Source organism: Paraburkholderia phymatum STM815, assembly GCF_000020045.1.
Classification (GTDB): domain Bacteria; phylum Pseudomonadota; class Gammaproteobacteria; order Burkholderiales; family Burkholderiaceae; genus Paraburkholderia; species Paraburkholderia phymatum.
Window position 1 is genome coordinate 22,215 of record NC_010627.1, and the last position, 13,303, is coordinate 35,517.

A 13,303-nucleotide genomic window follows, 5' to 3' on the forward strand; every position below is an offset into this window, starting at 1 on the left:
GAAGCATCCATGAATATCAATGATCTTTCGCGCTCGGCGATCGTACTCGACCACGGCACGGGTGCCAAACTCAGCCGCGAACTGGTAGAAATGATCGTGTCGGTGCTGGGCGATACCTATATCGGCGAAATGGAGGACAGCGCGCTGCTCGACGTCGACGGTGGATACCTCGCGATGACGACGGATTCATTCGTCGTCGATCCACCGCTGTTCGGCAACGGCGACATCGGCAAGATCGCGGTGTGCGGCACCGTCAACGATCTGGCGGTGATGGGAGCGACGCCGAAGTTCCTGTCGCTCGCACTGATTCTCGAGACGGGTCTGCCCTTGAGCACCCTGGTGCGAGTGCTGGAGTCGATTCGCGACACGGCGCGCGAAGCGAACGTAAAGATCGTCGCGGGCGATACGAAGGTCGTCGGCAAGGGCGAGGCGGATCGGATCTTCATCAACACGACGGGCGTTGGATTCTTCGGGCGCGCTCCACTGCGGATGAAGCATGTGCGGCCGGGCGATCGCGTTATCCTGAGCGGGTGGATCGGCAATCACACGATCCACCTGTTGTCGATTCGCGAAGGGCTCGGATTCGAGACGCGCGTGCTGAGCGATTGCGCGCCGCTCAACCGTATGCTGGCCATGCTATTTGACGCGATGCCGGAAAGCGCGCTGCGCTCGGTGCGCGACGTCACGCGCGGCGGCTTGTCGGCCGTGATGCACGAATATGCGTCCGCGCTCGATTCGACGATCGAAATTCGTGAAGCCGACCTACCGATCCAGGCGGAGACCGCGATGGCGGCCGACATGCTCGGCGTCGATCCGATCAACATGGCGAACGAAGGCTGCCTTTGCCTGTTCGTCGCGCCGGAGCATGTCGAGCAGGTGCTCACGGTGCTGCGCGGTCATCCATACGGCAGGCAGGCGGTCGAGATCGGCGAGGTGCGCGACGCGGGCGATCGCGCAGTCGTCATGCGCACCCGCAACGGCGAGCTGCGCACGATTGAGGAACTGGCAGGCGCGGAGTTGCCGCGCCTATGTTGACCGGCAACGCAACCGCCGTCGCTCCGCACGCCGGCGGGAACGGGCCGACTCGATGGCGCGTGCGTGTTACCGGCGTGGTGCAGGGCGTCGGCTTCCGGCCGTTCGTGTACCGGATTGCGACGTCGCGCGCGTTGCGCGGTTGGGTGCTGAACGATGCCGACGGTGTACTGATAGAGGTGGAGGGCGACGCGCACGCACTGGCCGATTTCGCTGCGGCACTACGCTCGGAATTGCCGCCACTTGCGCGCGTAGCGTCGCTGCAGTCGCACTGCGTCGCGCCGCTGCTTGACGCGACGGAGCGCTTCGTGATCCGGGACAGCGAGCGTAGCGGCAGTAACCTAGCGCAACTGCCTGCGGATTCGCACGTGTGCGATGCCTGCTTGGGCGAGATGGCAGATCCGGCCAACCGGCGCTATCGCTATCCCTTCATTAACTGTACAAACTGCGGGCCGCGCTTCTCGCTGATCAAGGCGATTCCGTACGATCGCATCAATACGACGATGCGCGCGTTCACGATGTGTACGCGGTGCGAGGCGGAGTACCGCGATCCGTCCAACCGCCGCTATCACGCGCAACCGAACGCGTGTCCGGAATGCGGGCCGCGGGTGGAGCTATATGATGCAGACCGGATGCTGTCGGCCGGCGACGACGCGTTGCGCGCGGCGATCGACGCTCTGCGCACGGGCCTGACGGTCGCGGTCAAGAGCGTCGGCGGCTTTCATCTCGTCGTGGACGCGCGCAATCCGGACGCGGTCGCGCGGCTGCGCGACCGCAAGCGCCGCAATTCGAAGCCGTTCGCGCTGATGATGGCGTCGGTCGAGACGGCCCGGCGCTGGACCGACTGCAGCGAACTTGAGGCGCAATGGCTGAGGTCGCCCGGCCGGCCAATCGTGCTGCTGCGCAAGTTAAACGGCGTTGGCCTGGCGGAGAACGTCGCACCGCGCAATCCGAACCTCGGCGTGATGCTGCCGTCGGCGCCGCTGCATTACCTGCTGCTGTCCGATCCCGACCTGCCGGCACTGGTGATGACGAGCGGAAACGTGTCTGAATTTCCGATTGCGTATCGCAACGAGGAGGCACTCGTGCGCTTGTTCGAGGTGTCCGACCTGGTGCTGCTGAACGACCGCGACATCGCGATTCGTATCGACGACTCCGTGATTCGTTGCTCGAACCACCCTCAGTTGCCCGAACCGCAGATCAGTTTCTTCCGGCGCGCGCGAGGCTTCGCGCCATACGTAATAGAAGTCGGTCGATCGATGGCGCCAGTAGTCGCCTATGGCGCGGAACTGAAGACGACAGTTGCGCTCGCGGATCGCGAGCGAATCTATGTGAGCCAGCATATCGGCGATCTCGGCAACGACGACACGTTTCGTTCGCACCAGACGATCGCGTCGCACTTGGCAGACCTGTATCGCGTGAAGCCTACAGTGGCCGCCTGCGATCTGCATCCATCGTTCCGGTCGACCCGGCTCGCGTCGGACACACATGTGTCGCGTCAGCAGGTCCAGCATCACCATGCACACATGGCGTCGTGCCTCGCCGACAACGGGCTCGACGGACCGGCCATCGGAGTGATTCTGGACGGCGCCGGCTATGGCATCGACGGCACGACCTGGGGCGGCGAGTTTTTCATCGGCGACGCGCGGGCGGTGCAGCGCGCGGGACACTTGCGTTACCTGTCGCTGCTCGGCGGCGACAAGGCGGTGCATGAACCGGTGCGCACGGCACTCGCACTTGCGCTCGAATCGTTCGACGGCGATGAAGGCATGCTGGCGTGCGTGCCCGCGCTTGCGGCGCTTGGCCATGAAGCGCGGCACGTGTACGCGACGATGTGGCGGAAGGGCATCAACGTGACGCGCGCGTCGAGCATGGGGCGGTTGTTCGACGGCGTCGCGGCGCTGGCGGGCGTTTGCTCGCGGGCGGAATATGAAGCACACGGGCCGATCGAATTCGAGGGGCTGCTTGCGCGCGATCTGGCGATGACCGAACCGTATCGTTACGCTTTTGACCCATCCGCCGACGCGCCGATCGAGCTTGACTACCGGCCGCTCGTGCGGCAGGTCGTGTCGGATACTGCCGGTAGCGTCGAGCTGGCGACGATCAGCCGACGCTTTCATTCGACGATCGTACTGGCGATTGCGTCGCTGTGCGACCTGCTGCGTAGCCGGCATGCGCTCGACACGGTCGTGCTGAGCGGCGGCGTGTTCCTGAATGAATTTCTGCTGGTGAATGCACTGGTCGAACTTCGGCGGCGAGGCTTCGACGTACATGCGCATCGCGACGTGCCGACCAACGACGGCGGTATTGCACTCGGGCAAGCGGTCGTCGCGAGCGCGAGAATCACAGCGGAACGCAAGTCCGTCATATAAATGGCTCTTTCAGGGATTGAACCGACGAACAGACCAGATGCTGAATTGTTCGATCTATCCGATATGTTCGAGGTAGTTCGGCAACGCTGGCGCGCGCACCAGTTCTGCGGGCCGTCCGACTCGGACGCGACCGAGGCCGTCGTCAAGCCGATGAAGACGGCCACCGGCCAGCGCTCGGTGCTGGCGTTTCGCGGCCGATATCATGGCATGACCGCGGGTGCGTTCGCCCTGACGGGCAACCTGAACGCGAAGACGGACGTCGCATCGCTGATGCCGGACGTGCATTGCGTACCGCCGCCCCTTCCGCGCTGACGGGGCGGGTACGGAAGCACTCTCGCTAGCGTACATTGAGCGCGTGCTGAATGATCCCGAAAGCTGCATCGTCGCGCCTGCCGCGGTCATCGTCGAGGCGGTGCTGGGCGAAGGCGGGCTGATTCCAGCGCCGCCCTCGTGACTACGGGGGTGCGCGACCTTACCGAACGTTTCGGCATCCCACTGCTGATCGACGATTCAGATGGGACTCGGCCGGACCTGAACCCAACAGCGGGGGCTTCGACCGGCCTGAATACGGAACCCTCACTTTCACCCTGAAGTGAAACGCGATCCCACCTGCACATACCGATCACCGTTGCATGTTGCACGGCGGGGAATCCCAATCTGCGAACGAATATTGCGGCGCCCCGCGATACGTCGCTGGCGATCGTCGGCCTTTACTGACGTCGATGCCCGTGAGACAAATCCAACATCCACGGGCAGTCGTCCTGTTCATGCCTGCCACTAGCGAGGACCGAAGGTCTGCACGGCTTTGAGAATAGATGAGGCTGTCCCGGCCCGATACGCGTAACCGACTGGCGCGAGCGAAAAAGCCTCGCCCTTTACCGATCTGCCGGTGGTCTGGTCGTACCGGTTTGCGTTCTCATGGAAGGCGTAGACGTCGTCCGGCGAATCCAGGCCAATCTGAATGCTCTGGTTTGTCCTGAAAAAATAGTTGTTTTCCGAATAGACAACGCCGCCGCTGCCAATCTGCAGGGCGTTGTACTGGGTCTCGTCTGAGCCAGCAGCCGTGAGGCCAGTGGGTGTCGCCCCGTTATCGAAATAGTTGTCGTAGGCGTGAATCCAGCCCCGCAGCAGCGGACGTCCCTTTAGGTTCGGGCCGAACTGGTTGTGGTGCAACGTGACATGCAGCCTGCTCCCTCCATATGCATAGGAATCCTGCCTGTTTGCGCCTACCAGCATCGCCAGACGTTCATTGGCCAGGTCCTGGTTCTTGCCCGCCCAGTTCCACATAGGATCGGGGTGCATCGTCAGCCATTCGCTGGTGAAATAGAACCGGCTATAGGAAACCGTCACCTTATCTGATGACAGTGTCACGCTCATTAGGTCGTCGCTCGTATCGTAGAAGGCACAATGATCGACCCACGCATTGGTGACCCGTCGAAGCGACACGCCTTCATAATTGATACCGGCGTTGCTGGATGTGCCGTAGACTTGGGCGGGCAGGGCCTGAAGATCCCGGATAACGCCATAATGCCGTTCAGTTAGGCACTGAACGGCATTTTTGTTTTTGTTCCGGGAAGATGTTGTAAACGAGGCGCCGACCTGTTAACTTTTCGGCGCGATGCTCTCCAGTCACCTGACCTTCCTGCTCGATGCGCAACAGCCGGCCGACCTCAGCCGGCTGGCTGAGCATCTGCCCTACGAATGGATCGAACGGGCGGTGCAGGCTACGGGGGCGGCGAGTATTCGGCGCCGGCGCTTGCCTGCTGAGCAGGTGGTGTGGTTAGTCATCGCGCTGGCGATGTACCGGCACTGGTCGATTAGCGAGGTGCTCGATAGTCTCGATCTGGCCTTGCCCAACGAGGCCGCGCCATTTGTCAGCAAGAGTGCGGTGGTGCAGGCACGCCAACGCATCGGCGAGGCACCGATGGCCTGGCTGTTTGAGCAGACGGCGCGGGCGTGGACGACTCAGGACGCGGCTCACCATGCGTTCAAGGGGTTAAGTCTGTGGGCGATGGACGGCACCACGCTGCGCACGCCCGACAGTGCGGCCAACCGTGAGCACTTTGGCGCGCAGGGCTATGCGAGTGGCAAGGTGGCCAGCTATCCACAGGTGCGTGCGGTAACGCTGACTGCGATCCCGACGCATCTGGTGGCCGACATCAACTTTGGCTGCTACGACACCAACGAAATGGTGTACGCCAAGAGCCTGCTGCCGCAGATACCAGACGATTCGCTGACGGTGTTCGACAAGGGCTTTCTGGCCGCCGAGATCCTGTGCGGCCTGACGATGAACGGACGTAATCGCCACTTTCTGATTCCCGCCAAGTCCAATACCTGCTGGGAAGTGATCGCCGGTACGGCAGACGATGCAATGGTGCGCATGCGCGTCTCGCAGCAGGCGCGCAAGAAGTGTCCGGCCTTGCCCGAATTCTGGAATGCGCGAGCGATCCGGGCCATCGACGCGCGCGGACGCGAACGCGTGCTGTTGACTTCGCTCGGGGATCGCCGACGCTTTAAACCCGCCGATATCGTTGCTTGCTACGAGCGCCGCTGGCGAATCGAAACCAGTTACGGGGAGCTCAAGCAATCGATGCTGGGTTCAGAGTTGACCTTGCGCAGTCGTACCGTCGAAGGGGTTTATCAGGAGATCTGGGGCGCGTTGATCGCCTACAACCTGATCCGCCGTGAGATCGCCAGCGCCGCATGGGAAGCGAAACTCGCGCCGACCGATATCAGCTTCGTGCGAGCGCTCCATACGATCCAGCACGAAATGATGTGGGCCGCCCTCACGCCGGCCTACGCAAAATTGCCTGCATGCCTTCAGCGTCTGCGGGACCGGCTCAAGTCTCTTCCCAATGAAAAGCGACCCGGCCGCGCATGCGACCGGGTCGTCAAATCCCGCCCCAAACGTTACACCGTCCGATACCTTAACAAGGACATTAACTGAACGGCATTACCGGATAACGCCATGAAAAGTGATGTTCCTGATCACGACATTCTGGATGTTCTTGCCTGCCGGCAGCATTTCGCCGTCAAATTTGAGCTGGATATTTTGCAGCACGGCACTGCCTCCACTGGCGCCTTCGATCGTGGTGTTGTTCCAGTCCGTGCTCGCGAAGGTGACGGTCGTCAGTCGCGGACCGCCGTAAATTTCGCCCTTGACAAGGATGTGGTGCTGTCGCGTATTAAATGCGGCCAGCAGATCAGCGAGGCTGGCAACCATGACGGCGGAATCGTCTGACCCAGTCGCCGTTGCGAACCCGCCGGTGTTCGTCGGCGGGTGCGCGGTGATTGCTGCCTGACTGGCCCGCGAGCCTGTCGCTGCTGAGGAATCTGGCACAGAAGACGCACCATGCGCGCTACCACGAGCGCACAGTAGATTTGCGATTAATATTGTCATGAGTAGCCGCCAGTTCATTCATTTCTTCCAGTCGGTGCACGCCCGCATCAGGCCGCGCAATCTGATGCGCGCATCGGCGACGTGAATGTTAACGCAGCTCTGCGCGCGCTCAGGATTGTGACGGCGGGCAGTCATGCCCGTGAGCGCGGATTGGCAAACGCTCATAGGTATTAAGGATCCTTGTGTAATATTTTTGGCTTGCCATGGTCTGCGTATTCGGCGTGCATGGCGGACACTGACGGAGCATCCGGGAAAGAGGATCGAAGCCGGTGACCAGCATCGGCATATTATAGGTGCCGGAACAATGGGGAGGCGCTTTCGCGAAACTCGAGTTTCTCCAGCAAACGCGTCCCAAACGATAGCGATAGCAAGAGTTAGCGATATGCACGCGAAAAAATTCATCGTCTTCCGACCGGTATTCCAATTTGCGCATCGCCCCGTCGGGTAAAATGTTGGCGCACCCGGCGCCCGCCGAAATGGTTGCGTGCAAGCGCTGCATCGAGTTGCATGTCGGCGATAGTGACATACACAGGCGATCAGCATCGCGTCCACCGTGTACCACCGTGGGAATATCATGAATCTCGATCCCGAATTCGACGATCCGCTGACTGATGAAGAGTTTGGTGTGCTGGAACGCTTTCTTTCGAGCGATGCCGTTTGCGACGATGCGATGGATGCCGTCATGTTGCACGGCTTTCTGACCGCCGTCATCTCCGGACCGAACATGGTCATGCCGGGCGCGGTGCTTCCGTGGATCTGGGATGCGCGGCACGCAACACGTCAGCCCAGATTTTTATCAGCCGGTCGGGCACGCAAGATTACCGGACTGATCATTCAATACTGGAACGACATCAACAACGCCCTGAATCACTGTCCCGATCTGTTCGGACCTCCGCTGCACACGACCAAGTGGCAGGGTGAAGAGATTCTCGTGCTCGACGAGTGGTGCGAGGGCTATTGCAAAGGCATCGACATCGATCGGGAGGCCTGGGAGCTGCTGATCGAACGACACCCCGAGTGGTTCAATGTCATCCTGCTGTTTGGAACAGCCTCCGGATACCAGGCACTGGGGCAGCGGGATTACACCGTCGAGCAACGTCGGTCATTCGCAAACCTGCTCACGGCCGCAGCGCTCAATATCCATCGATACTGGGGTGAGGAGCGCAGAAAACTGATGGAACAGGGCGAGCGGCCGAACATGATCCCAGCGGTTTCAAAGCCGAAAGACAGGACGGGCAAGCATGCCGGACGCAGCGATCTGGATGCGCAAGACGGGACCGAGTCCGAAGACCTGTTCCTTGTCGATTCGCTCGGCCGGACGACGGAAGACGCGTTTCACCCGCTTGCATTGTCCCCGCTGTCTACGCGCGTCACTCGCGAAGGCACGTCTGTCGATGTGCACGTCTATCGGGCCGGAAACGACAGCCGCGATGGCTGGCTTCTGGAAGTCATCGACTCGCACGGAACATCAACAGTCTGGGACGACCCGTTTCCGACCGACGGAGCCGCGCTGGCAGAAGCGTTGAACACGATCAGCTCGCATGGCATTGCATCGGTAACGGCAGAGCACGTGACGAAGCACTGACCGCTCTTGAACCGTCTTGCGCCCTGAGTAGAGGTCCGGTCGCCGCAGCCCGCGGGTCAAACCTTGTGCGGCACGGACACAAGCGTCACCCGGCAATGCCGTACAACATGCCGGCGGAAGCCAGCACCATGATCAGGAATAGCAGTTCTTCCCCAGGCGCAAGATATTACGTGATCTGCACGCAAGGCTATTTGCCGCCTGCAATCGAAGCTGTTACTTCCCCATCGACCATCCATGCCTTTGACCGATAGCGATTGTCTCGCGCCCAAAATCACACCGGCAGGCCATCTCCTTGCAGCGCCGGACGTCGATGCGCCTCCCTTGCCAGATGACGTTGCGCTAGGCGCTTCCTTCAGGCGCGGCACGGGTCATGGGCTACTCTATCTGGGGAGCGCAACCATAGGGCGTGCACTGCCGCCTGCGTGGGCATGGTGGCGCGACTTTGGCGCCCGCTATGTCACGTCTTTATGCACCACGTCAGAAGGCGAGGAGGTCACGGTTTCTCAACCGGACACAGGGGACTTCGAAAGACTGATCGAAGATGCGCCGCCCATGACGGGTACCGAATATCTCACGTCAGATGTCCTGGCGGCACTGTGGGGCGAAATCGACATCGCTTTACGTGATGAGCTGGCGAGCACGGGGGAGTCGCTTCAGGCATTTCTCAAGTCGCGTCATCCTGCCTGGAATCTTGTGGGCCGTGTTCACTTCAACCTTGCCGAAAACCGCAAGGATCCTGAAGCCCCTTTCGCCTTCCTGGCAACCTACGCAGCGCGCATATCGGCCCATGGCAAGACACAACATCAACCACTTTCGCGGGCGCTCGAGGAATTTTCCGGTGCGCGGAACAAGGCGAAGCTGCTCTCTCTCCTGATGCCGGTTCAGCGCGCCGCTGAACGCTGCGACTGGCTTCGTGCGATGCTCGATTCGCGCGAAATATACCACCCGTTGCGCTGGATGCCGGCTGACGCTTACCGTCTTCTCTGCGATTTGCCCGCTCTGGAGTCTGCCGGAATCATGGTCCGGCTACCAGCTACCTGGGCTACGGGCCGCCCCGCTCGACCTGCGGTCAAGGCCAGCGTTGGGGCACGGCCTCCGTCCCTTCTCGGCAAGGATGCGCTGCTCGACTTCAGAATGGAGGTGTCGCTCGATGGCGACGCGTTAAGTCCCTCCGAGATCCGGCGTCTGCTCAAGGGTGCCGACGGTCTCCAGTGGATTCGTGGACGCTGGATCGAAGTGGACACGAAAAAGCTCGGCCACGTACTCCAACGCTTTGAGAGTCTGGAGAAGGCGGCGCAATCGGGGCTGCCGTTGAACGATGCCTTGCGTCTCCTCGCGGGCGTATCAGACGACGAAGCCGTAGGCTCCGACGAGCGCGACTGGGCACAGGTCGTTGCAGGAGACTGGCTGGCAGAGACGCTTGGACATTTGCGCCAACCGGAAGGGTTGGTGCAGGTCGATCCGGGCCCCGACCTGAGAGCCCAGCTTCGGCCATACCAGCAGGCCGGCGTGCGATGGCTATACCTGCTCTGCCGGCTCGGGCTGGGCGCGTGTCTGGCCGACGACATGGGCCTCGGAAAGACGATGCAGGTACTCTCGCTGCTATTGATCCTGAAGCGCGAACAGGCCGACTCGAGCCCCAGCCTGCTGGTCGCACCCGCGTCCTTGCTGGCAAACTGGGCTGCGGAAGCTGAACGCTTCGCACCCGGCCTGCGTGTACTGGTGGCTCACCCGTCCGTGACGCCTGCAGAAGAACTACGCGCACTGAGCGACGCGCAACTCACGCAGACAGACCTCGTCATTACCAGTTTCGGTTCGCTGCTGCGTCAACCCGGTCTGGAAACGATCCAGTGGCGCATCGCGATTGTCGACGAGGCCCAGGCGATCAAGAATCCCGGCGCCAGGCAGACAAAACAGGTAAAGAAGCTTCGGGCCCAGTCACGTATCGCCCTGACGGGCACCCCGGTGGAAAACCGCCTGTCGGATCTGTGGTCCATTTTTGATTTCACGCATCCGGGCCTGCTGGGCTCGGCGAAGGAATTTGCCGAGCTCAGCCGGCGTTTGGCAAAAAGCGAGCATTTCGGTCCGCTTCGCACGCTTGTGCGGCCCTACATCTTGCGCCGTCTGAAAACCGACAGGCGTGTGATCGCCGATCTCCCCGAAAAGACCGAACTCAAGGCGTGGTGCCACCTGAGCCCCGTCCAGGCCGCGTTGTACGAACGCGCGGTCAAGGACCTGGCGGCCGCGCTCGAGGGTGCCGACGGTATTGAACGCAAAGGCATCGTTTTAAGCTACCTGATGCGTTTCAAGCAGATATGCAACCATCCGTCCCAGTGGCTCGGCGACGCGGCGTGGAGCCCCGAAGCCAGCGGCAAATTTGGCCGCCTGCGGGAGCTGGTCGACGTGATGGCGGCGAAGCAGGAAAAGGTACTGGTGTTCACCCAGTTCCGCGAAACCACCGAGCCGCTTGCCGCGTTCCTGGGATCCCTTTTCGGCCGGGAGGGCTTGATTCTCCATGGCGGTACGGCCGTAGGCAAACGGCGCGAACTGGTCAGGCAATTCCAGGAAGACGAATCAACACCGTTCTTCGTGCTGTCGCTCAAGGCGGGAGGATCGGGACTGAATCTCACGGCGGCGTCTCACGTGATTCACTTCGACCGCTGGTGGAATCCCGCCGTAGAGAATCAGGCGACCGACCGGGCGTTTCGCATTGGCCAGCGCAAGAATGTTTTGGTGCACAAGTTTGTTTGCCAGGGTACGGTCGAGGATCGGATTGACCAGTTGATTGAATCGAAGCAGCAGCTGGTGAACGATATGCTTGAAGGCGGTGCGGAACTGCAGCTGACCGAGATGGGTGACCAGGAGCTGCTTGATCTTGTCAGGCTCAATATTCATTCCGCGCAGGAAAACTGACCATGGAGAGGAACGCTGATGGCTAGCTACGGTGGATGGAAACCTTACGTCCCGGTGGCCGAGCGGCGAAAAAAAGCGGAGCAGCTGGTCGCCAGAGCGACCAGGGCTGGCAAGACCCTGTCACCCATTGCACCGTATCGCGGGGCCATTGCGAAGACTTTCTGGGGCAAAGCGTGGTGCGATAATCTGGAGCAGTACAGCGACTACGATAGCCGCCTGCCAAGGGGGCGCACCTACGTGCGTAATGGTTCGGTGATCGATCTGCGGATTACAAAGGGCAAGATCCATGCGCAGGTGATGGGTTCAAGCCTGTATGAGATCGCAATTGATGTCGCCGCCTGTCCAGCAAAGCAGTGGCGCGCGTTGCGCGCCGATTGTGCGTCGTCGATTGACTCCATGGTCGAATTGCTGCTGGGTAAGCTATCGGCTGCGGTGATGGGCCGCATCTGCCAGCCCGGCACCGGGCTTTTCCCCGCGCCGAAAGATATCAAATTCGGTTGCAACTGCCTGGATTGGGCGGTGATGTGCAAGCACGTCGCAGCAGTACTCTACGGCATCGGCGCACGGCTCGACCAGCAGCCCGAATTGCTCTTTACGTTACGTGGCGTTGACCCCACCGATCTCGTCAATCACACAGGTGCGAATTTGTCCGGTGCGGGAAAAGCCATCCCGGCGTCCGGCAAGCTGCTCGATAATACGGCTCTGGGCGATGTGTTCGGTATCGACATTGACACGGGACCCTTTGCAGATGCCGACACGGTCCGAGGCAACCGCACGCGCAAACCATCCACTTCGCAAGCGAGAAAGTCTGCCTTGACCACGCCGAAGCCGTCCGTGACCGCGAAATCGGCACCGAAAGGCAAGGTCGCGACGCCGACCGCGAGGTCCAGCCCCGCCGCCATGAAAAAGCCCAAGGGCACCACCGATCCCGGCACGTCAAAGACGAACCGTCCGGTCGCGTCTCAAAAGCTCGTTGCGCGTCCGCGTACGACGTCGAAATCCGCGAAACGCCGCGGGTGATCTTTTGTCCCAGGTTCACCGCTTGAGCCGGCGACCTGTTTCGCGCTTACATCGTGTTGAGATCAAGATGTGGCGGATTTTTGAATCCTGCCAACTCTCTGATTGAGTGGGACCACGGTGTCGCGATTGCGCCGGCGACGGCCAGGCGCTACCTCAAGGCGCGGATCACGACTGCGCATAGACTCAATCTGGCAAATATAGATAGTTATCCTAACTTTTAGGCACTTTTATGCATCGACCGACAACCTTCAATTTCGACTATAGTGCTAGGCCGCAACTGCATGCAAGAGAGTTGCAGGTCGCGAACTCTTGCATTATGCGGCCGGGAGAGGATAACGCTTGATGCTGACGACGGATGTCGCGTCAACCGATTGGGTCCCGTTTGGTCATGCCAACAGCAGTGATTAATCGGTCAGTAGCCGCCCAGCAGACGGTCAAGCGATGCCGTGATCTTGTCCCGATGCTCCCGCAATGAGCCGATCGAGGGACCAAGCTCGTTTAACGGAACAGATGCAATAAACGCCGGGTGCATCAGGCATGTGACGCCAGCGATCTCGAAGGACGGCGTGAAATCTGCTGGCAGTTTGCCAGGAGGGAAAGAGTCCGCACGAATCAGCGGGACCACAACCCGAATTGTCAGGCCATCGAGAAAGTCGCTCTGCACGTCGACAAGGTATGGCGCATTCGCCTTGCTTTTGCCGGGGTTGGCATAAACTTCAAATCGCGCCATCAAAACATCCGGTATTCAGCGAGTGGAAGGCCATTCTGTTCGACCCAGTCGTTGGTGTTCTTAATGAACTCCGCGTTCTCCTGCGCCCAGCGCCGGCCTTCCTCGGCCTTGATTGCGTCGCGCAAAGCCTGCTCGCAGGCACGCGAGAAGTTGATGCCCAGTTCCTTCGCCCGCTCATAAACGTCGACAGGCAGCGTGACATTGGTCGCCTTACGTGGGACGGCGGCAGTCGCATGTGCCATGTGAGCCTC

At 60.9% G+C, this 13,303-nt stretch carries 9 protein-coding genes and 2 pseudogenes; 7 read left to right on the plus strand and 4 right to left on the minus strand.

Annotated elements, in window-relative coordinates; all coding sequences use genetic code 11:
• Positions 1-9 precede the first annotated feature (9 nt).
• From hypE to BPHY_RS44350, 3 genes are all read left to right on the plus strand, one after another.
• Complete coding sequence (gene hypE, locus BPHY_RS36060; RefSeq protein ID WP_012406424.1) at positions 10-1,035, plus strand: hydrogenase expression/formation protein HypE; 1,026 nt, start codon at positions 10-12, stop codon at positions 1,033-1,035.
• A complete protein-coding gene (hypF, locus tag BPHY_RS36065; RefSeq protein WP_012406425.1) occupies positions 1,029-3,404 on the plus strand; it encodes a carbamoyltransferase HypF in 2,376 nt (791 codons plus the stop codon). Before hypE ends, hypF begins: the two co-directional genes overlap by 7 nt.
• Positions 3,405-3,467: 63 nt before the next feature.
• Positions 3,468-3,716, plus strand: coding sequence for an aminotransferase class III-fold pyridoxal phosphate-dependent enzyme (locus BPHY_RS44350; RefSeq protein WP_041766516.1), 249 nt, complete (start codon positions 3,468-3,470; stop codon positions 3,714-3,716).
• A 465-nt stretch (positions 3,717-4,181) separates the two neighbouring features.
• Here BPHY_RS44350 and BPHY_RS36075 read toward each other — a convergent pair.
• Positions 4,182-4,931: pseudogene (locus BPHY_RS36075) on the minus strand (pectate lyase family protein); the annotation flags it as partial.
• 91 nt (positions 4,932-5,022) lie between these two features.
• On the opposite strand from BPHY_RS36075, the gene BPHY_RS36080 reads away from it, so the two are divergent.
• Entirely contained in the window at positions 5,023-6,351 is a 1,329-nt protein-coding gene (locus BPHY_RS36080) for an IS4 family transposase (protein WP_012404963.1), read from the plus strand.
• Positions 6,352-6,363: 12 nt separating this feature from the next.
• On the opposite strand, the pseudogene BPHY_RS44090 reads toward BPHY_RS36080, so the two are convergent.
• Positions 6,364-6,822, minus strand: a pseudogene (locus BPHY_RS44090) (pectate lyase); the annotation flags it as partial.
• Between the two features lie 556 nt (positions 6,823-7,378).
• Between BPHY_RS44090 and BPHY_RS36090 the strand changes: the two are divergent.
• The 3 genes from BPHY_RS36090 to BPHY_RS36100 all read left to right on the plus strand — a co-directional run bounded on the left by BPHY_RS36090 (position 7,379) and on the right by BPHY_RS36100 (position 12,322).
• Complete coding sequence (locus tag BPHY_RS36090) at positions 7,379-8,389, plus strand: YecA/YgfB family protein (protein WP_012406426.1); 1,011 nt, start codon at positions 7,379-7,381, stop codon at positions 8,387-8,389.
• 234 nt (positions 8,390-8,623) lie between these two features.
• Positions 8,624-11,302, plus strand: coding sequence for a DEAD/DEAH box helicase (locus BPHY_RS36095; RefSeq protein ID WP_012406427.1), 2,679 nt, complete (start codon positions 8,624-8,626; stop codon positions 11,300-11,302).
• A gap of 18 nt (positions 11,303-11,320) precedes the next feature.
• Positions 11,321-12,322: a zinc finger, SWIM-type gene (locus BPHY_RS36100; RefSeq protein ID WP_012406428.1), complete on the plus strand. Its 1,002-nt coding sequence runs from the start codon at positions 11,321-11,323 to the stop codon at positions 12,320-12,322.
• A 412-nt stretch (positions 12,323-12,734) separates the two neighbouring features.
• Here BPHY_RS36100 and BPHY_RS36105 read toward each other — a convergent pair whose 3' ends face one another.
• Positions 12,735-13,052: a CcdB family protein gene (locus BPHY_RS36105; protein ID WP_012406429.1), complete on the minus strand. Its 318-nt coding sequence runs from the start codon at positions 13,050-13,052 to the stop codon at positions 12,735-12,737.
• Positions 13,052-13,294, minus strand: a complete 243-nt coding sequence (locus BPHY_RS36110) for a type II toxin-antitoxin system CcdA family antitoxin (RefSeq protein WP_012406430.1) — start codon at positions 13,292-13,294, stop codon at positions 13,052-13,054. The genes BPHY_RS36105 and BPHY_RS36110 overlap by 1 nt, the downstream gene beginning before the upstream one ends.
• Between the last annotated feature and the right edge of the window lie 9 nt (positions 13,295-13,303).